Source organism: Joostella sp., assembly GCF_048266025.1.
Lineage (GTDB): Bacteria > Bacteroidota > Bacteroidia > Flavobacteriales > Flavobacteriaceae > Galbibacter > Galbibacter atrarenae.
In genome coordinates this window covers 382259-404140 of the sequence record NZ_JBLXAF010000001.1, presented here as the reverse complement: position 1 = coordinate 404140, position 21882 = coordinate 382259, and the positions used below count along the sequence as shown (strand labels likewise).

The window sequence follows — 21882 nt, the reverse complement described above, 5'->3', positions numbered from 1 at the left end:
GTTACAAAAAATTAAAGCGACTCCTTGGAGCCGCTTTAATTTTTTATTGAAAGTTTAACTAAAATTAAACTGTCATTATTTCTTTCTCTTTGGTAGCTAAACTAGCATCAGTTTTTTTGATGTACTCATCTGTTAATGCTTGTACATCTACTTCTGCATTTGCTTTAAGATCTTCAGAGATATCTAATTTTTTTATTTCTTTATTAGCCTCTTGTCTAGCACTTCTTATAGATACTTTAGCATCTTCAGCTTCAGCTTTTGCTTGTTTTACTAAGTCTCTTCTTCTTTCTTCTGTAAGCGGTGGAACGTTAATAATCACCATATCACCATTATTCATAGGATTAAACCCTAAGTTGGCAATCATGATTCCTTTTTCTATCTGCTGAATCATTCCTTTTTCCCATGGCTGGATAGAAATTGTTCTTCCGTCTGGGGTATTTATATTGGCAACTTGGCTAAGTGGAGTTGGAGAACCATAGTAATCTACCATAACGCTACCAACCATTGCTGGGCTAGCTTTACCGGCACGGATGTTTACAAACTCCTTCTCTAAATGCTTTAGCGCACCGTCCATAGATTCTTTGGCGGTATCTAATATAAATTGTGTTTCTTCGTTCATAACTATTAATGTTTAAAATAGTTTAGCTTATTAAATTACAAGATAATTAAAGATTAACTTTTGTACCAATTTTTTCTCCTGATACTACTTTTAGCAGATTCCCAGGTTTATTCATATCAAAAACGATAATTGGCAATTCGTTTTCTTGACTTAATGTAAAGGCTGTAGTATCCATTACTTTTAGTCCTTTTGTAAGTACATCTTTAAATGTAATATTATCAAATTTGGTTGCGTCTTTATCTTTTTCAGGGTCTGAAGTATAGATTCCATCAACTCTAGTTCCCTTTAAGATAACATCACATTTTACTTCTATCGCTCTCAATACAGCTGCAGAATCTGTTGTAAAATAAGGATTTCCTGTTCCACCACCAAAAATTACAACACGGCCCTTCTCTAGGTGTCTTATGGCACGTCTTCTAATAAAAGGTTCAGCAACTTCGTTTATTTTTATAGCAGATTGTAATCGAGTTTGTACACCTTCATCTTCTAGAGCAGATTGTAGCGCAAGTCCGTTTATAACGGTAGCAAGCATTCCCATATGATCACCTTGAACTCTATCCATTCCATTACTAGCGCCTGCAAGTCCTCTAAAAATATTCCCGCCACCTATTACAACAGCTACTTGAACACCTTTTGCGATCACTGAGTTTATTTCTTCAGCATATTCTTTTAGCCTAACTGGGTCTATTCCGTACTGTTTGTTGCCCATTAGAGCTTCTCCGCTTAACTTTAGAAGTATTCTTTTGTATTGCATGTTTTTCTGTTGAAGATTATTTCTGAAAAATTTCCTCAGCAAAAATAAGCAAAATAATTAAGTCGTAGTAGTAGAAATATCGTGTATAAAGAATGTTTGAAATAGAGTGACTACATGATTACATGTTATTGTTGAAATACATAATATTAATAAGAAAAAACTTATGATTAAAGAATGTTTCTATCTTTTAATCCTTTAAAAACAGCATTTTACCATAAAATAAAATATTTTTTTACTACATTATAGAAAATTAGCATCTTATTATTGCTTTATATTCTGTTTAAGTGAGTTGAGTTATAGGAATAGCTACTGGAGCAATTAAAGGTAGTTTGGCAGGATTTGCAATTGGATCACTTTTTCGAGTGGTTGTAGCTATACTTTCTGGAAAGGCAGGTGCTAATGGAGGTGAAACTTTTTAGTGTTTTTTAAATTTTTGTTATGAATATGAAGTATTACAGAAAAGGAGATGATAGGTATGAAAAGTATAGGAAAAAGAGTTTTTTGGAGAGCTTATATTTATCCGTAATCATATCTTTTTGTATTGGAATATTTCAATATTTCCGTCATGATTATAATGTGTCAATATGGAAACATATAGTATTCTTTTTAGTCATGGTGATTACAGGGTTTGTAATTATAGTCATTATTAAGGCATTATTCACTTCCTTTACTAAGTCATTTTCATCTTTTAAGCATTAGAAAAAGCAGATCTGAAATAATAAAACCCACTTTTATAATTATTATAAAAGTGGGTTTTTCAATATGTATATATAAGTATGTAACTTACTTATCCTAAAGCTACTCTTTCGAAAGCAAGAACTGTAAGTTCTTTGTCGTAAGATTTTACATAATCTGTAACGCTTAGTTTGCTATCTTTAATAAAATCTTGGTTTACTAAAGTGTTGTCTTTAAAGAAACGCTTTAATTTACCTTTTGCAATGTTCTCTAACATAGCTTCTGGTTTCCCTTCTGCTCTTAAAGTATCTTTTGCAATTTCGATTTCTTTATCGATAACTTCTTGGTCTACACCAGATTCGTTTAAAGCAACTGGGTTCATTGCTGCAGCTTGCATTGCAACATCTTTAGCAGCAACATCTGCACCTTCAACACCAGCAGATAAACCTACAAGTGTAGCGATTTTGTTTCCTGCGTGGATATAAGAACCTACGAAAGGAGCTTCTAAAGTTCTAAAGTCACCAATTTCGATTTTCTCACCGATGACTCCAGTTTGTTCGATTAATTTATCTGAAACTTTAACTCCTTTAAAGTCTGCATCTAAAAATGCTTCTTTAGAGTCAAAATTTAAAGCTAAATCTGCAAGTTCGTTAGCTAAAGCAACGAAAGTATCATTTTTAGCAACGAAATCTGTTTCACAGTTAAGAGAAATAATAATACCTCTGCTGTTAGCGTCGTTTACCTTAGCGATAACTGCACCTTCAGTAGATTCTCTATCTGCTCTTTTAGCTGCTACTTTTTGTCCTTTTTTACGAAGAACTTCTACTGCTGTATCAAAATCGCCTTCAGCTTCAACCAATGCATTTTTGCAATCCATCATACCTGCACCGGTAGCCTTTCTAAGTTTATTTACTTCAGCGGCTGTAATTTTTGCCATTTCTATATCAGTTTTAATTAGTAAAGTCGTTATCCATTAATTTCTGTACAAAAGTATAGAAGGTAAGAGGATAACGACTTTATTATATTGTTATTTAATCGTTGTCTTCAGTCTCTAAAGCTTTAGCTTTTTTCTCTTTAGCTTCTTGTTCTGCTTTACTTTCTTCTTCCTGTTCTGCTTTCTTCTCAGCATCTTTGTCAGCTTTTCTTTCAGAAAGACCTTCAGCTAGAGCAGCAGTAACGTGAGTAAGAACTTTCTCGATAGATTTAGAAGCATCATCATTAGATGGTATTACATAATCAACCTCTCTTGGGTCAGAATTTGTATCTACCATTGCAAAAATTGGAATGTTTAATTTCTGTGCTTCTTTTACTGCGATGTGTTCACGTAAAGTATCTACAATAAACAATGCTCCTGGTAAACGAGTCATGTCTGTAATAGAACCTAAGTTTTTCTCAAGTTTAGCTCTTAAACGATCTACTTGTAATTTTTCTTTTTTCGAAAGAGTATCGAAAGTACCGTCTTTCTTCATTCTATCAATAGCAGCCATTTTCTTAACAGCTTTTCTAATAGTAACGAAGTTAGTAAGCATACCACCTGGCCATCTTTCTGTGATGTAAGGCATGTTTACTGCTCCTGCTTTCTCAGCAACGATATCTTTAGCTTGTTTTTTGGTAGCTACAAATAAGATTTTTCTACCTGATTGTGCTATTTTTTTAAGGGCTTCGTTAGCCTCTTCAATCTTAGCAACTGTTTTGTATAAATTGATAACGTGAATCCCGTTACGCTCCATGTAGATATAAGGAGCCATGTTTGGATTCCATTTTCTAGTAAGGTGACCAAAATGTACACCTGCTTCTAGTAAGTCTTTAACTTCTATGTTATTTGCCATTTTTGTAATAGTTTACTTTCCGTTGCCCACTAAGTGGGTTTGAATATTTAGCAATGTTAAAGTGGTCACGATAAAAAATCGATTGCCTTTACCATTTGGATGCTAAACTGCTCTCCTTTTCTTTTTCAAGAAACGAAGCAACGACATGTTTTAAATTCAATAATAAATGAACAATGTGTATAAAACACATGTAAAAAATCTGATACAGATTAACGTTTAGAGAACTGGAATTTCTTACGTGCTTTCTTCTGACCGAATTTCTTACGCTCTACCATTCTTGGATCTCTTGTAAGTAATCCTTCTGGTTTAAGAGTTAATCTATGCTCTGCATCGATTTCACATATAGCTCTAGAAATTGCAAGACGGATAGCCTCAGCTTGTCCTGTTACTCCACCACCAAAAACATTTACTTTAATGTCAAAGTTTTCAACATTCTCTGTTAATGTTAGAGGCTGCTTAACTTTGTACTGTAAAGTTGGCGTTGGGAAGTATTGTGCAAATTCTTTTTTGTTGATGGTGATTTTACCTTCACCTTCAGAAACGTAAACTCTTGCAACTGCAGTTTTTCTTCTGCCGATTTTGTGAATTACTTCCATTATTTAAGATCGTTTAAGTTAATAGCAGTTGGTTTTTGAGCTTCTTGAGCGTGCTCTGTACCAACGTACACTTTTAAATTACGGAATAGCTCTGCACCTAATTTGTTTTTAGGAAGCATTCCTTTAATAGATTTTTCCAACAAACGTGTAGGATCTTTTTTGTAAAGTTCCGTAGCTGTTGTTGTTCTTTGACCACCTGGGTAACCTGTGTGACGCACGTATTCTTTTGCATCCCATTTTTTACCCGTCAAGTTGATTTTCTCTGCATTGATAATAACTACATTATCTCCACAGTCAACATGCGGTGTGTAATTAGGCTTATACTTACCTCTAAGTAGCTTTGCCACTTTAGAAGAAAGACGTCCTAGCGTCTGACCATCAGCATCAACTAAAACCCACTGTTTGTTAACAGTAGCCTTGTTTGCTGAAATTGTTTTGTAGCTTAATGTATCCACACTAAATTTTTTAAAAAATTAAACATTCCATTCCCATACCCAAACGTGAATTCGGGATAATGGGGTGCAAAAGTACAACTATTTATGTTATATACAAATAGGGGGTGTTAATTATTTGTTGTTTTGAACCGTTTGGTTTTTAGTAAGTTAAAACAACACGGTAAGAAGCTGCAAATTAACAATTTTGAATAGAACCGCAATTTATAGTTTCATATAATGTAAAACAGAGTTGAAAACCTAAATTTCAACTCTATTTATTATTTAAAGTTTGTAATTATTTGCCGTTTAGATTCCAGTTGTATTTTAAATACGAAAGTGTTGCATGTTCATTAATAGTTGTATCGCTATATTTATTCAGGAATTCAATAAGAGTTTGGTTTTTTGTAAAATCCTCTTTGAACCAATCAAAAATAGGAGAAACTACAATTCTGTATGTAGAAATATTATTTTTTGATTTGTCATTAATAAAATCAAGACTTGCTTTATTAAGCTGTAGATCTACATTTTTGCTTGTAAATGCTTCGTTTAATAGTTTTGGACATGAGATAGAGGCGCAATTTATCCCAAAATGTATTCTAGGTTCATTCATTTTTCTTAAAATCCTATGTTCGATATCGTTTAAAGATATTAGTTGTTCATCTTTTAAGGGAATGAACTTCAGCTTCCACGGGTCTTTTATGTCTTTAATACTATTAAGTGGAAAGTTTTTCAATATAAGTTTTATTGTAAATGCGTTGTATGCATTGATCCAATAGGACAATACTTTATTTTTACTCCATGAATCATTTGGCTGATTGATTTCTAGTTCTTTCAAATATGTATTTAATAAATCTTCATCAAAATTATTGTATGCTACAGTTCCATTTTCAGATACATGTTTTTTAAGTAGTTGATTCCAAATTTCATGATCTAACTCTTGAGCAGAACCTTTTTCAATAGAAAAAACAGTAATAGTAATTGATAGAAATATGATTAGTTTGTATTTCATATTTTTATGGTTTAAGAGTAATCTTCGTTAATAATTAACGAAAGTACCTAGCATTTATAACAAATGTATTACATAATTGGCTTAAGGAAACACTTTCATCATTTTTGATTTTTCTGTCTAATCTGAATATTATTACTCCTTAAATAAATAGGAAGTAAAAATATAAAGGAAGGCTTTTATTTATAGCTCTAAGAGACTTACTATAATGCAAAACAAGCCCGTTATTCTAATAAATAACGAGCTTGTTGGTTTTATAAAGATATCTATGTTGTTACTTTATATAGGATTTTGTTCTAATAATGGGTTAGCATTAAGTGCATCCTGTGGGATAAGCCATTGCCATCTATTATCTCCAGCAGGTACTTCATAAACATAATTTATAAGTTCTCCAGTATGATTAGTGCCTATTCTATCTAAAGGGATATTTAGCCGTTTTAAGTCATAAAACCTGAAACCTTCACCCCATAATTCAACTCGGCGTTGAATATATATTTCTTCTTTTAATGCACTTCCAGAGTTTTTGGAAAGTGTATAGTTAGGATCCCTATTTGAAGCTAGCTCAAAAAGAACTTGTTTTGCTTCACTTTCATTAGAGTATGAAAGAGCTTCTGCCTCAATTAGATACATTTCTGCAGCTCTCATGTATGGAACGTCCATTTTACTGCTTCCAGTACTCTCTGTTAAAAACTTCTGACTAGTATATGGCTTTTTGCTGAATCTAGAACTCAATTCCTCATGTCCTGGAGGTAGACTGTCATGCTGTCCTGTAGGATCAAAAAGTTTTGATCTTATATCTGTTGAAGTTATTTTGTCGTAAAGTAGATTGTTAATCGCTTTAGGATTTCCTCTAATGTTTGATGAGCTAAAGTTTCTAGATACATAGGCTCCAAAAGTACTAAAAGTTCCTACTTGATCTTCTTGAATATGACTTCCCCACATCCATTCAATATTTTCATAATTATTAAAATTAGCGTAATAATCGTCTCTAGACATAAGACTATATCCACTTCTTGCCTGGTTTGCATAGCTTGCAGCAGTGGTGTAATCTTGTTGTACTAGTGCTACTCTTGCTTTAATGCCAAGTGCTATGGATTTATCTAGGTGAGATTTATTTGCCCTTGAGTAATCTTCCAATACTTTAATAGCTTGATCTAAATCTGTATGAATTTGTGTGTAAACTTCTTTCACAGTATTTCTAGTTATAGGATTGTTATCTGTGGTAAGTCTTATAGGTACACCTAATTGGGTGTTTTCACTAGAAGCGTCATATCTTTCTCCATATAATTGTACTAATTGGAAATGAGACCATGCTCTGTAAATAAGAGCTTCTCCTAAAACAGTGTTTTTTTCAATTTCTGGACCTTCAGCATTACCAACGCCATTTATCACTACATTAGCATTTCTAATAATTCTATAATAGAATCTATATGGATATAAGTCATAACTGTCACTAGCATCCGTGTGATCTGACCATCCTGCCATTTGGATGAAAAATTTATTAGCTTCTCCTGTCATCACAAAATCTTCACCTAGCGCATCATTTTGAATCATAAGAGATCCTGCTCCAGCCCTACCATTAGAATCATATCTTATGTAAAGAGACCTGTGAATTCCGTTAATTACTAAAAATAGATTACCAGTTGTTGTTGCAACTGCTTGTTCTGATATGCTTTCTGTAGGAACTTCTTCTAAGAAGTCATCACTACATGAAAACAGACTGAAATTTAAAATAACTAAGACGATTAGTATTTTATTTATAAGTATTTTTTTCATGATTACGATTTAAAAAGTTACGTTTAATCCTAATGATATTACTCTAGCAGGTGTAAATCTATTGCTAGTTGTACCATTAAAGTTCTCTCCTACATCCATACCTTTTCTATCAGTTATTTTAAATAAATTTTCTCCTGATGCATATATTTTAAGGCTGCCGAGACCAAGTGCGTCAATAAGAGAGCTATCAAAATTATAAGATAAGCTTACTTGTCTTAGCGCAAGATAGTCTGAGCTTGTTAACCATCTGCTTGACCCTGCTCCAAAAGCAGTTGTTTTTGTTGTATCTAATCTAGGTACATCAGTAATGTCCCCCGGTTGTTGCCAGCGGTTTAATATATCTGTACTCAGTGCTGTACCATATGTTCCTGAATGCATTATTCCTGAGTAATTTCTATCATAAGTTTCACCTCCAAGTTGATATGTGAACATAAAGCCAAGCTCTATTCCATGGTATCTAAAGTTGTTTCTGATTGAACCAAATAAGTCAGGAGTAGCAGATCCTACAAAGTCATATAACGCTTTACTTTGATTTGTAGTAACATTAGTACCGTCAATAGTTCTAATTTCATCATCATTTTCTTCTATCAATTCAGGATCAGCAATATATAATGCTGCACCATCGGATGGATCTACACCATACCAATCTCTTAACCAATAATCGTAAATATCTCCTCCAACAACTAATTTTTTAGAACCATCAATTATCTCTTCTTGGGGTAGTTCATTAATTTCATTGTCGAGTGTAGATGCATTAATTCCTAAATCCCAACTGAAATTTTGATTTCTTACAATTCCGAGTTGAAGTTCAATTTCTATTCCCTTATTTGTCCAGCTTCCGATATTAGCAGGATAATCATCAAGACCTGAGGAAATTGGAAGTGGAACTTCAAAAAGAATGTCTTGAGATTTACGTCTGTAATACTCTAATGTACCAGTTATTCTATTCTGAAGGAAACCAAATTCAAGTGCGTAATCAGTTTGGACATTCGTTTCCCATTTTAAATTGGGATTTCCTGCAGACTCTAACAATATTCCTCCCTCGGTAGCATTGTTAAAGCCTAAGTCAAATAGTGCCTGGCTTACATAATATCCGCCCAAATCATCGTTCCCAACTTCACCATATGATGCTCTTAACTTTATTAAGTTTATCCAATCTATCTGTTTAATAAAAGCCTCTTGGTCTATTCTCCATGCTCCACCAACAGAATAGAAATTACCCCAAGTGTTTTCATGGAATCTAGAAGATCCGTCTCTTCTAAAAGATCCAGATATATAATAACGGTTATCAAAATCGTAGTTAACTCTCGAGAAATAACCTTCAGTAGTTTGTCTATTTGTATAAGACTCTAAGTCGGTTATGTTTGTGAAATTCACAAGTTCTGTGTTTCCTTCAATAATTTCTTCTCGTCTTGTCCCATCCAAATAATTATATTCAGTTTCAAAGTTTTCATGCCCTAGAAGAGCAGAGATAGAGTGTTTGCCGAATTCTTTATCATACCTTAATAATTGGTTGTAGTTTTGAGTACTACGTGTTGTCGAAGTTCTTCCCGCTCTACCGTCTGGTGCACCATCTCCAACAATTGGATTGTCGAATTCTTCGTTGTGATAAAACCTTTTGTCTAAGGAAGCATTAAGTGTAAATGTAAAGTCTTTTAAGAAGTAAAACTCAGCATAAGTTCGACCTGAAAATGAAAATATTTTGTCTCTATCAACATTTAATTCTGTTTCTTGAACAATATTTCTTCCATTAGAACTTCCGATTCTATATTCACCCGAATCATAAATTCTTTGCCCTTCATCATCTAAAATATAATTGCCAGTATCTACGTCGTGTAGATGAACTGGATATATAGGACTCATGCGTCGGGTAACAAAAAATGGGTTGGATAACCCTGTACTATTCCCGTCTGCAGCTTGATTTGATATGGAACTCGCTCCAGACAAATTTAAACCCGCTTTTACCCATTCCTTTAGTTTTGAATTTACATTTATTCTAGCAGATACCCTTTCGTAATCAGAATTAGCTAGATATCCTTCCTCATTTAAATATCCTAGAGAAGCATAATAATCAGTATTTTCATTTGCTCCTTGATATGAGAAATCTACGTTTTGTCTTGCTCCCGTTCTGATTAGGGGTGATTGCCAATCTAAATCTTGTGGATCAATTTTTAACTGTGCATCTGGGTTTAGTTGTCCATTTGTTAAAACTATTTGATCATTAGCTACATTGAAAGGATTGTATCCTAACCTTTCGAAAATTTCTGAAGAAGCTTGCATGTTTGCTTCTTCAGTAGGAGTATTGCCTGAGATAGAAAGGCCATTTCTATAAGCCTCCCACATAAGTGGGTAATATTGTTGAGCATTTACACGGTCATATTCTTCTATAGATCTAGTAGTAATACCTTGACTAACATTTAGAGATACTTTGCTTTTCCCTTGTTTTCCTTTTTTCGTAGAAATTAAGACGACTCCATTCCCTGCTCTACTCCCGTAAAGAGAAGTTGATGCAGCGTCCTTAAGTACTGTCATACTTTCTATATCATTTGAGTTTATGCTAGAAAGTTCACCAGTAAATTGTACTCCATCTACTATATAAAGTGGTGAGCTAGAAGCGTTAAAAGATCCTGTACCTCTAATTCTAATATTAGGAGTTGAACCAGGCTGCCCGCTTGGGGCAGAAACATTAACCCCTGCAGATGCTCCATCTAAAGCATTTATAGCATTGGTAATAACTCTAGTTTCTAGTTGTTCGGAATTGATTTGTGTAGCTGAACCAGTAAAATCCTCTTTTTTAGTAGTACCGTAAGCAACAACAATTACTTCGTCTAAAGAATGAGCATCCTCTTGTAGGGAAATGTTTATATTATTAGCACCGCTAATTTTTACATCGATTGATTTAAAACCAATATACGATATGGTTATAGTTTCCCCTACTTTAGTGTTAAGGCTGAATTTTCCATCAAAATCTGTTTGAACCCCGTTAGTGGTACCTAAAACAACAATGTTAGCCCCTGGTAAGGGAAAACCATCTGCTGCAGAAACAACAGTACCTGTTATTGTTTTCTCTTGGGATAGTGCAAATTGTGTGACAGCTATGCACAAGAGTGTTAAGATCCATTTAATTTTTAACTCCATTTTAATTAGCTTTTAATTTTGTTAAAGAAAACAAAAAAAAGCCAATAAATAGAAAAATTTCTACTTTAAATATATTAAATACTATTTAATATAGGTTAATTTCTAATGCGCTTCAAGCCAGTCTTTTCCTAGTCCTATTTCTACATCTAAAGGTACATTTAGCTTGTAGGCGCTTTCCATTTCGGTCTTAATCATAGTTTTTATAGTGTCGAGTTCTTCATTGTAAGCATCGAAAACTAGTTCATCATGTACCTGAAGAAGCATTTTTGTTTTGAAGTTACCGTCTTTAAGCTTTTTCTGGATATTAATCATTGCAATCTTTATGATATCTGCTGCACTACCCTGAATAGGTGCGTTTACAGCATTTCTCTCTGCAGCCCCACGAACCACTTGATTTCTAGAATTAATATCTTTCAAATACCTCCTTCTACCAAGAACAGTTTCCACATAGCCATTGTCTTGTGCAAAATGAACTTGTTTGCTCATATATGCCTTTAGTTTTGGGTATGTTTCATAATAGGTGTCTATTAATTCTTTAGCTTCACTTCTACTTAATGTAGTTTGATTACTTAAACCAAAAGCGGAAACACCATATATTATACCAAAGTTTACCGTTTTAGCATTACTACGTTGCTCACGGGTTACTTCTTCGAGAGGAACATTAAATACTTTTGCGGCGGTAGAGGTGTGGATATCCACTCCATCTTGAAAAGCCTTTATCATTGTATCTTCTTCACTTAGAGCAGCAATAATACGAAGTTCTATTTGCGAATAATCGGCTGCTAGCAATGTGTAGTTTTTATCTCTTGGAACAAAGGCCTTTCTTACTTGGCGACCTCTTTCAGTTCTTATCGGAATATTTTGAAGATTAGGGTTGTTAGAGCTTAGTCTTCCTGTTGCGGCTACTGCCTGACTGTATACAGTATGAATACGCTTCGTTTTGTAATTGATCTCATTTGGCAACGCATCTACATAGGTGCTTTTTAATTTATTTAATTGTCGCCACTCTAAAATATCGTTTATAATTTGATGATCTTTTGCTAGATAAGAAAGTACATCCTCTGCAGTAGAATATTGTCCAGTTTTAGTCTTTTTAGGTTTGTCTACCAACTTTAATTTATCAAATAAAATAAGGCCAAGTTGTTTTGGAGATGCTAGATTGAACTCTTCTCCTGCTTGTTCGAAAATAGCACTTTCTAATCTTAGAATATCGCTATTAAGATCTTTTGTAAGAGAGAATAAAAACTCTTCATCTAAATTAATACCTTCAATTTCCATTTCTGCTAATACTTTTACAAGTGGCGCTTCAATTTCATCGAATAGCTTTTTAGCATTTAGATTTGGTAGTTCTTTTTCAAAAATGTTTTTTAGCTGAAGGGTAATATCAGCATCTTCAACAGCATACTCTGTTTGTTCTTCTAAAGCAACGCTTCTCATGGAACGTTGGTTTTTACCTTTTTTTCCAATTAGAGTTTCAATAGAAACAGGACTATAGTTTAAATAAGTCTCTGCTAAAATATCCATATTATGACGCATATCTGGATTTATAAGATAATGCGCAATCATAGTGTCAAAAATAGGGCCTTCAACAGGCATGTTATAATTGGAGAGCACTTTTATGTCGTACTTTAAATTCTGACCAATTTTTTCAATTTCTTTATTTTCAAAAAATGGGCGGAATTCTTCTAAAATAGCTTTTGCTTCTTCTTGATTTTCTGGAAAAGAAACATAAAATCCTGTTCCTGGTTCCCATGAAAATGCGCAACCTACTAATTCAGCTTCCAAAGATTTTAAGCTTGTAGTTTCGGTGTCAAAACAAACGCTTTTTTGCTGTAGTAAGTTTTTGATTAATAATTTTCTAGCAAGAGCAGTATTGGCATGCTGATAAAAATGCGGTACATCTTTTATCGTTTTATAGCCAGTAACATGCCCAGTAGTTGAGCTATCTGCTTTTTCATTACTTCCAAAAAGATCATATTGAACCTCTAAACCATCGTTGACTTTAGCTTTATTGTCTGCATTTTTAGATTCTTCTATAGCAACTTCTTTTCCGAAGATTTTAGAAATACTGTCTGCAAGTCTTCTAAATTCTAACTCTTGGAAAATTTCTTGTACTTTATCGATATCTGGAGTGTCGAGTTTGTAGTCGTCTTCATGAAACTGAACAGGAACATCGAGCATAATTCGAGCGAGTTCTTTAGATAGTAATCCCAGCTCTCTATTTGCTTCTACTTTCTCTTTCATTTTTCCTTTTAGCTTATCGGTGTTTGCTAAAAGGTTTTCCATGCTTCCAAATTCTTTTAAAAATTTCTTAGCTGTTTTTTCTCCAACTCCAGGAAGTCCAGGAATATTATCCGCAGCATCTCCCATCATTCCTAAGAAATCTATTACCTGCTCAGGAGTTTCTACTTCGAATTTCTTTTGCACTTCAGGAATTCCTAATATTTCTATACCGTTCCCCATTCTTGCTGGGCGATACATAAATATGTTCTCAGAAACCAATTGAGCAAAATCTTTATCTGGAGTAACCATATACACTTTATAGTTCTCCTTTTCTGCTTGCTTGGCTAGTGTCCCAATAATATCATCAGCTTCAAAACCGTCTTTTACAATGCAAGGAATATGCATTGCCTTTAAGATGTCTTGAATAATAGGCACAGCAATGCGGATGGCTTCTGGAGTTTCATCACGATTGGTTTTATATTCTTCGAACATTTCCACACGATCCTTGCTTCCTCCTTTATCAAAGGCTACAGCCAAATGATCTGGCTGCTCTCTTTTTATAACATCTAAAAGAGAATTCATAAATCCTAGAACCGCAGAGGTGTCCATTCCTTTAGAATTAATTCTTGGGTTTTTTATAAATGCATAATAGCCTCTAAAAATTAATGCGTATGCGTCTAAAAGAAATAACCTTTTTTGGTCTGCCATGTTTTCTATGATAAATTATATAATGTGTAAAGTTATAAAGATTTAAGAAGAGAAGGTGTTTGTCCGTTTCTTTTAACTCTATTTCTTTAAATTGATTCTCTATTCTCTTTTGATGTATTTTTTATTCTTCTTTTACGTATGATCCAGCAGGATTATTGGTATGCCCTTCTTCGGTATATTTTCTAAAACTAAACCCTGGATGAATACAATATGCTCCAGTTTCTCCTTTTTTATTGATAGCTAAAAAGCCTACTTGGAAAGAATCATGATCTTTATTTTTAGCGATGATTCTTTTTACAGCTTCTTCACACGCTTCTTGAGGCGATTTCCCTTGTCTCATTAATTCAACAATAAGAAAAGAACCAACAGTTCTTACAACCTCTTCCCCAACACCAGTTGCTGTAGCGCCACCAACTTCATTATCTATAAAAAGTCCAGCTCCAACAATAGGAGAATCTCCAACTCTTCCGCCAACTTTATAAGCCATTCCACTTGTTGTACAAGCGCCAGCAATATCACCATTTTTATCTATGGTTAGCATTCCTATCGTATCATGATTCTCTATGTTTATAATAGTTTCATATTGAGATTTCTCTTTCCATTTTAACCAATCTCTTTTTGATTTTTCTGTTAAGATATTCTCTTTCTTAAAGCCTTTTTCATACGCAAATTGCTCAGCTCCTTTTCCTGCTAAAATTACATGTGGAGTATCTTCCATTACTTTTCTGGCAACCGAAACAGCATGTGTTATATTTTGTAAATACACAACAGAACCGCAGTTTCCATCTTTATCCATAATGCACGCATCAAGAGTTACGTTTCCATCTCTATCTGGGCGTCCTCCTTTTCCAACAGTTTGATTGGTTTCATCAGCTTCTTCAATCATTACCCCTTGCTCTACAGCATCCAAAGCAGTTCCTCCATTACTTAAAACTTCCCATGCTTTTGCGGTAGCATTTTCAAAATTCCATGTGCAGATTGCAATTGGAGTCATTGGTGTAGCTATCGTTTTAGGATTCACTTTAATATCTTCCTCTGTCCAAGAGGCTAAAAATGGAATTGATAGAATTCCTGTGGCTCCTAATCCTGTCTTTTTTAGAAAATTTCTTCTTTGCATGGCTATATCTTGTTTATTTTTACAAGGGTGTTAATGATAATTTCGGGTTAAATATAAGAAATATGATTATAGAAATTTGTGCAAACTCTGTGGAATCTGCGTTGAATGCTGAAAAAGGAGGAGCTAGTAGAATTGAGCTTTGTGGAGAATTGGAAGTAGGTGGAATTACTCCTTCTTACGGTGTTTTAAAACGGGTTGTAGCTCAACTTGAAATTCCTGTATTTGTACTTATTAGACCGCGAAGTGGGAATTTTACGTATTCTGATGAAGAGTTTGAGGTGATGAAAGAGGATATTCTACTTTGTAAAAAGATAGGTTGTAGCGGAATTGTTTCTGGAGTATTAAATGATGATAACACGTTAGATTTTAAGAGAACTCAAGAGTTGGTTGAGTTAGCAAAACCATTATCATTTACTTTCCATCGGGCTTTCGATTGGATTCCGAATCCAGAGGAAGCAATACAGCAGATAATAGAAATGGGTTGTGATCGAATCTTAACCAGTGGGCAAGCAAATAAGGCTACTGATGGTCTTCCATTGCTGGTAAAACTTCAGCAGGAATATAAAGACAAAATTAAAATTATGCCAGGCAGTGGGGTAAATATCGACAATGTAAAGGCTTTTAAAAAGGAAGGCTTTTCGGAGATTCATTTTTCAGCAAGTAAACTTTATAAAAATGTATTTGTAGCTGCTCCAATCTCTTTTAATGGGAATGCTTTTGATGAAAGTTTTGTCAGAAAATCCGACTCATCTATAGTTCAGCAAATGGTAGAGAACGTTAAATAAACTCTAAAAGCGTTCTATTTGGCTGTATATAAGATAATTTTGCTTTAAATAGAGAAAGAAATATATGTCGCGTTTTTTTATAGTATTAGGAATAGTTTATCTCATCGGAGCCTTTTATGGCTTTCAAGCCTTTAGAACTCTTGTTAAAAATCCATATCTGCAAATAGGTTATGCCCTTGTTTTTGTAGCAGTTTTGGTTAATGTATATGTGCAGTTTAATCATTTTGATCGTTCTCAAGGAATGAGTCATGCTATGGGAGTTTCTGTAGGTCTCTTTTTGGCTTTTATGGCGTTAGGTTTTTGTACAGGTATTTTTATGTTAATAGAAGATATCGTTCGCTTTTTCGGATGGATATTCGGAAAATTATTTCAGTCGGATACGGTTTCTGCTGAAGGATTTCCTTCACGTAGAAGATTTATGAGTCAGGTTGCGCTTGGTGTTGCTGCCGTACCATTTTTATCATTATTATATGGTATGTACAAAGGGAAGTACGACTTCCAAGTGATAAAACATACGTTAGAATTTGACGATCTTCCAGATGCTTTTGATGGATATAAAATAACTCAGATTTCAGATATTCACAGTGGTAGTTTCGATAATAAGGAGAAGATAGAATATGTTGTGGGTCTTATTAATGAGCAAGGTTCAGATATTTTATTATTCACTGGGGATCTTGTAAATAATGTGGCTGCAGAAATGCATCCTTGGAAAGATACATTTTCAAAATTAAGTGCTAAAGATGGGAAGTATTCCGTTCTAGGGAATCACGATTATGGTGATTATGCAGAGTGGCCTTCAGAAGAAGCAAAAAAAGCTAATCTTGATGAATTGAAGCAGATTCAAAAAGATATGGGATTTGATTTGATATTGAATGACAGCAGATTTTTAGAAAAAGACGGCGAACGATTAGCGCTTGTAGGAGTTGAAAATTGGGGAGAAGGTGGTTTTAAAAAGGCTGGAGATTTAGAGAAGGCAATTCAGAATATCGATAGCAATGATTTTAAAATATTGATGAGTCATGATCCTTCTCATTGGCAATATCAAGTTATAGACCACCCTTATCATTATCATTTAACTTTAAGCGGACACACGCATGGAATGCAATTTGGAGTTGAAATTCCAGGATGGCTTAAATGGAGTCCTGCAAAATATAGATATAAATATTGGGCTGGAGTTTATGAAAAAGCAGGGCAGTTTATTAATGTAAATAGAGGTCTTGGTTTTATAGGATACCCTGGTAGAGTAGGTATCTGGCCAGAAGTAACGGTAATAGAGTTAAAGAAAAAACCTAAAGGAGTAGTTTCTTAAGTTTTTGTCCTTTTATAGGTTGAAAGTAGCTAAAAAGCCTTGTTTAGAGCATTTTAACGGTTTTTTTATTACATTTGATTTATCAAGATGTTAAAATTGGATATATATGTCAAAATTTGGTGAGTTAATTCATGGTAACATACCTGTTTTATTAGACTTTTATACAGATTGGAATGAATCTTCTACAGCGATGCATCCTGTTCTTCGAGATGTGGCAGCAGCATTGGGAGATAAAGCTAGAGTTATAAAAATCGATATTGATAAAAACCAGGAGTTGGCAGAGGCTTTAAGAGTTAAAGGTTTGCCTACATTAATGATCTATAAAGCTGGCGAAATGGTATGGCGTAAAAGTGGAGAACAAGACGCAAATTCGCTAATAGCTTTGTTGCAAGATTATATATAGTTGCCTTTTTAGTTGTATAAATAGGTTAGCAATTAAGCCTATTCTCTCGATTTTTATTGGTTAAATAGCGCTAAAAGAGTAGCCTTCTGTTTGGAGTTTTTCTAATATGACAGGAAGTGCTTTTTTTAATACAGGATAGGATTTCTTACTATCATGAAAAACAACAACACTCCCTGATGTTACGTTCTTAATAACATTATTAATACATTTTTCTGCTGAAATAGAAGTGTCGAAATCGGCGCTTAGTACATCCCACATTATTATAGTATACCCTTTTCTTCTGATGGCTTTAGATGCTTTTGAAGAAATCCTTCCGTAAGGAGGTCTAAAGAGTTTTGTAGAGAAATTAATGTGCTCTGCAATTGTATTTTCAGCTAGGGTTACATTCTCTAGGTAAGCTGCTAACTTATGCTTACTTGCGTTGTAATGATTGTTGGTGTGATTTCCAATAGAGTGTCCTTCAGCTAAAATAGCTTTTAAAATTTCTGGGTACAGTGAGACGTTTTTACCGATACAGAAGAACGTAGCCTTGGCATTATACTTCCGTAGTTGTTCCAGGACAAAAGTGGTAACATCTGGAGTTGGACCGTCATCAAAAGTTAAAAAAACCTCTTTTTTCTCCGTTTTAATATCCCAAGTAAGTTTCTTGAAGATGAGCTTTACGGCACGAGGTGTTTTTATTAAATAGGGCTTCACGTAGTAGCAGAATTTTGTCGCTACTTTTAACGAAGTCGAGAAATTTAAAATCTTAATTTTCTCGACTTCGTATAAAAAGGTAGCATTTGTTTTATACTATCCAAAGAGTTTTAATTTCTATGGATAAGATTTTTGTTGCTATTCACTCTTTGGAATTATATCTCCATTAATAGGAGTATTATCTTCTAGAATAGTAGAATCTATATTTTGAGGCATTGCATTTCCATCAGTTATAGGTTCTTCATTAGGAGTAGGAGTAGGCTCCGCACTTCCAGGAGGTCTTCTATAGAAATGATTAAAACGCTCTAAATATTCGTTGAATTTAGTAGTTTCTGGCAATCCAAACTCTTTGCTGTCATTACTTACTACGATGTCTAGAAGGCTTCTGTAGCGCTCTATGTCGCTAACAATGTCTGAAGCATAATCATATTGATCATCTATAGGAAGGTTGCTATAGTAATTTAAGCTCTCTTGGTATTTCTTAGCTACATTTAAATATAGTTCTCTTGCTTTTTCTGTTTCGCCTACTTTGTAATAACCCTGTACATAAGGTTCTAAGAATACATAGTATCCAAAGTATCCAAATGGCATTTTATCCATAGCTAAATCTAAAACATCTTTAGCTTTCTCTTTTTTATCAGTATTGATAAGTTTTTCTGTAAGCCTCGCTAAATTACCACGATAAGAAATACTGTTTTTACGAGTTTCAGGGTCGTGATAAATATCTGGTGAGTCGGAGTTACCCCAATCCCAATCCATAACGATATCATACATAAGATCTTCATCAATTCTACCCATTTCGTATGGATTGTTCTTATCGATAGGTGTTTTAATAGGCACTAACTTATAAACCAATCCATCTAATTGAAGGTAATCTTTCATCCATAGATATTCCGCAGGATCAAAACTACCACCAGTGAAATATATTGGACGTTCCCAATCGTTATTTGCCAATAAATCTAACATTAATAGTCGGTTTTTTGGCAAGGCGCTTTTAGGTAAATCGATGTCTATATAATCTACAATTTCTGCAGCATCTTTTTCTTTTACTAGTCCTGTAGCTAAAGCGTTTTTCTTATTTACAGGAACACGGATTTTATTGGTAGGATAGAAAGGAAGGTTTAAATAACTTTCTGGATACTGACTCGTATCGCCTCCTCTTTTCTTAATGAGGTTTCGAATGGTGTTATCATCATTCGCAATCCAATCCATAAATTTCTTGATATCCCAGCGTTCGTCTGTAAGCTGTTGGTAGTAAACGGCATCTCTAACTCCAAAGGCATACTTATCGTGAGTAAGTTGTGAAGGAATTGGTGCGCTCTCGTATGCAGCACGTTTCATCTGATCGATATACCAATCCGTAGCAAATAAACTTGTGTTTATGGTTCTTACATCGGTACGGTATTCTTCAATCTCTTGTGCATACCATAATGAGAAAGTATCGTTATCTCCAATAGTAAATAGCATGGCACCAGCATCTTCTTCGATAGAATTTAGATACGATTTCGCCATAGATTGTGCTGTATATCTGTCTGATCTATCGTGATCATCCCAATTTTGATAAGCCATTACTGTAGGAACTGCCAATAGGCAAACTACTGTAACAATCGGAGCTAATATTTTTGGAGTTAGGTGTTTTTTAAATTCATCAAAAAGCGCATAAACTCCCATTCCAATCCACATAGAGAAGACAAAGAAAGAGCCGACCAAGGCATAATCACGTTCTCTAGGTTCAAATGGGCGCTCATTTAGGTATATTTTTAATGCAATCCCCATAAATAGGAAGAGCGTAAAGAGAATCCAGAATTGTTGCTTACTGGATTTTAATATAAATAGAAATCCTATCAGTCCTAAAATTAATGGAAGGAAGAAATAGGTGTTCCTAGCTTTATTATTTAGTACATCTGAAGGTAAGTTGTCTTGAGATCCTAATCGCCATTCGTCAACGAACTTAATTCCACTTAGCCAATTTCCATGATTGTCTAACCTTCCTTGGATATCATCTTGGCGTCCAACAAAATTCCACATAAAATATCTCCAATACATATATCCCATTTGAAACTCAAATAAATATCGCATATTTTGCATGAATGAAGGTTTCTCTATGGTGAGATATTCATTAAATTGTTTGATGAAATTTATGTATTCATCTTCATCAATAGTACCATTTTCAAGATCTCTTTTAAACTGACTAACCGCATCGGTCAGTTGCTTTTCACTACGATATTCTGGTTTTACTTTTATGTCTAATGGTCCAGTAATTTTCATGTAGTTAGCAGCGTGTTCGCTACTCCACATTCTCGGTAAGAATCCTTCTTGACTGCTATTTGGAGCTACTCTAGAATTCTTGTATTTGTTTACAATAACATATTTACCGCCTTTTCTTTCGTACTTAGGTTTGTCGTCTTTATATGGATTGTCTGGATCTTGACCAGCAAAAGCATCAGAATACATAGGTCCGTAAAACAAATGTGTTTCTGGATACTGCTCTAGATTATAATAGGCTAATAACTGACGTGCATCTGTTGGGCTATTCTCATTAATTACCGTTCCAGCATTCGCACGGATAGGAATCATCATCCAAGTGGAAAACCCAATTAATATGAACATAACACTTAAAACGATCGTGTTTATGAGTTTATAATTTTTCTTTCTCGTATAGTTTAAAGCGAAGTAGAATATTGCAATAATTATAATCCCCGCGATAATTGTTCCTGAATTAAAAGGAAGTCCGATGCTGTTTACAAAGAAAACCTCTAAATATCCAAATACTTTAAGAACGTTTGGAAGGAGTAATTTAAATAGGAAAAGTAAAATTGCTATCGAAACAATGTTGGCTATTATGAAAGATTTTGCGTTATAGTCTTTGTAGTTTTTGAAGTAATAAATCATTCCTAGGGAAGGAATGGTAAGTAATGCCATAAAGTGAACTCCAAAAGAAAGTCCTACTACCAAAGAGATTAGAATCAACCAGCGATTTCCTCGTGGAGTGTTCATTTCGTCTGCCCATCTAAGTCCAAGCCAAACCATTAAAGAGGTAAGAAGCATGGCCATTGCATATACTTCAGCTTCTACAGCATTGAACCAAAAACTATCTGAAAATGTAAATGCTAATGCGCCAACTACACCGCTTCCTAAGATAGCAATATAGTTTGCAGTAGTAAGTTCTCCTGATTTTAAAGCTAACTTTCTAGTGATATTAGTTATTGACCAAAACATAAATAGAATGGCAAAAGCACTCGAAAAAACCGACATATGATTTACGGTTACAGCTACTGCTTCTGCATCTGGAGCGAACATTGCAAAGAATGCACCCATCATCTGAAAGAAAGGAGCTCCCGGTGGGTGTCCTACTTGTAATTTTGCAGATGTGGCAATGTATTCCCCAGCATCCCAAAAACTTGAGGTGGGCTCAACCGTTAAATGGTAGGTAATTAATGCGATCAAAAATACGATCCATCCAAGGATTGTATCCCATTTTTTAAATTGATTTGCAGACATGTAACTGTTTTTCATATATAGCAGGCGAATTTAATAAATTATAAGCGAATGTACCCCACTTTTGATAAATGTTAACAAGAGAGTTTTAAATGATTTAAAAATAATTTAAAAAAATGTTTGTGCATATCAAAGTTTGTATTAAATTTGCACCTGCTTTTAAAGACCACGTGTCAAGTGAAGCAAGATTGATTGGCCTATGGTGTAATTGGCAACACAGCTGGTTTTGGTCCAGTCGTTCTAGGTTCGAGTCCTAGTAGGCCAACCAAAAAAAATCCCGATGAAAATCGGGATTTTTGTTTTTTATATACTTTCT

16 protein-coding genes and 1 tRNA gene are annotated in these 21882 nt (G+C 34.3%); 4 read left to right on the top strand and 13 right to left on the bottom strand.

The features are described 5' to 3' along the window. Nucleotides 1-64: 64 nt before the first annotated feature. The 11 genes from frr to ACN0TY_RS01660 form a co-directional block, all read right to left on the bottom strand. On the bottom strand, nucleotides 65-619 hold the full coding sequence (frr, locus tag ACN0TY_RS01710) for a ribosome recycling factor (protein WP_236957346.1): 555 nt from the start codon (nucleotides 617-619) through the stop codon (nucleotides 65-67). A 46-nt stretch (nucleotides 620-665) separates the two neighbouring features. Further along, nucleotides 666-1373 carry a UMP kinase gene (pyrH, locus tag ACN0TY_RS01705; RefSeq protein WP_236957345.1) on the bottom strand — a complete coding sequence of 236 codons (708 nt, stop codon included), beginning with the start codon at nucleotides 1371-1373 and terminating at the stop codon, nucleotides 666-668. Between the two features lie 787 nt (nucleotides 1374-2160). Further along, nucleotides 2161-2985: a translation elongation factor Ts gene (tsf, locus tag ACN0TY_RS01700; protein WP_236957344.1), complete on the bottom strand. Its 825-nt coding sequence runs from the start codon at nucleotides 2983-2985 to the stop codon at nucleotides 2161-2163. A 94-nt stretch (nucleotides 2986-3079) separates the two neighbouring features. Then, nucleotides 3080-3877 (bottom strand): 30S ribosomal protein S2, encoded by a 798-nt coding sequence (rpsB, locus tag ACN0TY_RS01695; RefSeq protein ID WP_236957343.1) that lies wholly within the window; start codon nucleotides 3875-3877, stop codon nucleotides 3080-3082. 209 nt (nucleotides 3878-4086) lie between these two features. Further along, nucleotides 4087-4473, bottom strand: a complete 387-nt coding sequence (gene rpsI / locus ACN0TY_RS01690; protein ID WP_417443118.1) for a 30S ribosomal protein S9 — start codon at nucleotides 4471-4473, stop codon at nucleotides 4087-4089. Continuing rightward, on the bottom strand, nucleotides 4473-4928 hold the full coding sequence (gene rplM, locus ACN0TY_RS01685; RefSeq protein WP_417443117.1) for a 50S ribosomal protein L13: 456 nt from the start codon (nucleotides 4926-4928) through the stop codon (nucleotides 4473-4475). Before rplM ends, rpsI begins: the two co-directional genes overlap by 1 nt. 274 nt (nucleotides 4929-5202) lie before the next feature. Beyond that, nucleotides 5203-5916: a DUF547 domain-containing protein gene (locus tag ACN0TY_RS01680; RefSeq protein WP_417443116.1), complete on the bottom strand. Its 714-nt coding sequence runs from the start codon at nucleotides 5914-5916 to the stop codon at nucleotides 5203-5205. A gap of 276 nt (nucleotides 5917-6192) precedes the next feature. Then, on the bottom strand, nucleotides 6193-7689 hold the full coding sequence (locus ACN0TY_RS01675) for a RagB/SusD family nutrient uptake outer membrane protein (RefSeq protein ID WP_417443115.1): 1497 nt from the start codon (nucleotides 7687-7689) through the stop codon (nucleotides 6193-6195). Nucleotides 7690-7698: 9 nt separating this feature from the next. Beyond that, a complete protein-coding gene (locus ACN0TY_RS01670; RefSeq protein WP_417443114.1) occupies nucleotides 7699-10827 on the bottom strand; it encodes a SusC/RagA family TonB-linked outer membrane protein in 3129 nt (1042 codons plus the stop codon). A 102-nt stretch (nucleotides 10828-10929) separates the two neighbouring features. Beyond that, complete coding sequence (polA, locus tag ACN0TY_RS01665) at nucleotides 10930-13758, bottom strand: DNA polymerase I (RefSeq protein ID WP_417443113.1); 2829 nt, start codon at nucleotides 13756-13758, stop codon at nucleotides 10930-10932. 121 nt (nucleotides 13759-13879) lie between these two features. Then, on the bottom strand, nucleotides 13880-14875 hold the full coding sequence (locus tag ACN0TY_RS01660; RefSeq protein ID WP_417443112.1) for an isoaspartyl peptidase/L-asparaginase family protein: 996 nt from the start codon (nucleotides 14873-14875) through the stop codon (nucleotides 13880-13882). A 62-nt stretch (nucleotides 14876-14937) separates the two neighbouring features. Between ACN0TY_RS01660 and ACN0TY_RS01655 the strand changes: the two genes are divergently transcribed. The 3 genes from ACN0TY_RS01655 (at nucleotide 14938) to ACN0TY_RS01645 (ending at nucleotide 17372) form a co-directional block, all read left to right on the top strand. After that, nucleotides 14938-15660: a copper homeostasis protein CutC gene (locus ACN0TY_RS01655; protein WP_417443111.1), complete on the top strand. Its 723-nt coding sequence runs from the start codon at nucleotides 14938-14940 to the stop codon at nucleotides 15658-15660. A 64-nt stretch (nucleotides 15661-15724) separates the two neighbouring features. Continuing rightward, the gene (locus ACN0TY_RS01650; protein ID WP_417443110.1) at nucleotides 15725-16969 is read left to right on the top strand and encodes a metallophosphoesterase; all 1245 of its coding nucleotides are present in this window, start codon (nucleotides 15725-15727) and stop codon (nucleotides 16967-16969) included. A 106-nt stretch (nucleotides 16970-17075) separates the two neighbouring features. Further along, nucleotides 17076-17372, top strand: coding sequence for a thioredoxin family protein (locus tag ACN0TY_RS01645; RefSeq protein ID WP_236957331.1), 297 nt, complete (start codon nucleotides 17076-17078; stop codon nucleotides 17370-17372). Between the two features lie 60 nt (nucleotides 17373-17432). Here the strand turns inward: ACN0TY_RS01645 and ACN0TY_RS01640 are convergent, their stop codons facing one another. Next, nucleotides 17433-18068 carry a polysaccharide deacetylase family protein gene (locus tag ACN0TY_RS01640; RefSeq protein ID WP_417443109.1) on the bottom strand — a complete coding sequence of 212 codons (636 nt, stop codon included), beginning with the start codon at nucleotides 18066-18068 and terminating at the stop codon, nucleotides 17433-17435. Between the two features lie 138 nt (nucleotides 18069-18206). Beyond that, a complete protein-coding gene (locus ACN0TY_RS01635; protein WP_417443693.1) occupies nucleotides 18207-21569 on the bottom strand; it encodes a protein O-mannosyl-transferase family in 3363 nt (1120 codons plus the stop codon). Between the two features lie 190 nt (nucleotides 21570-21759). On the opposite strand from ACN0TY_RS01635, the gene ACN0TY_RS01630 reads away from it, so the two are divergent. Beyond that, nucleotides 21760-21834, top strand: a tRNA-Gln gene (locus ACN0TY_RS01630). Nucleotides 21835-21882 lie beyond the last annotated feature (48 nt).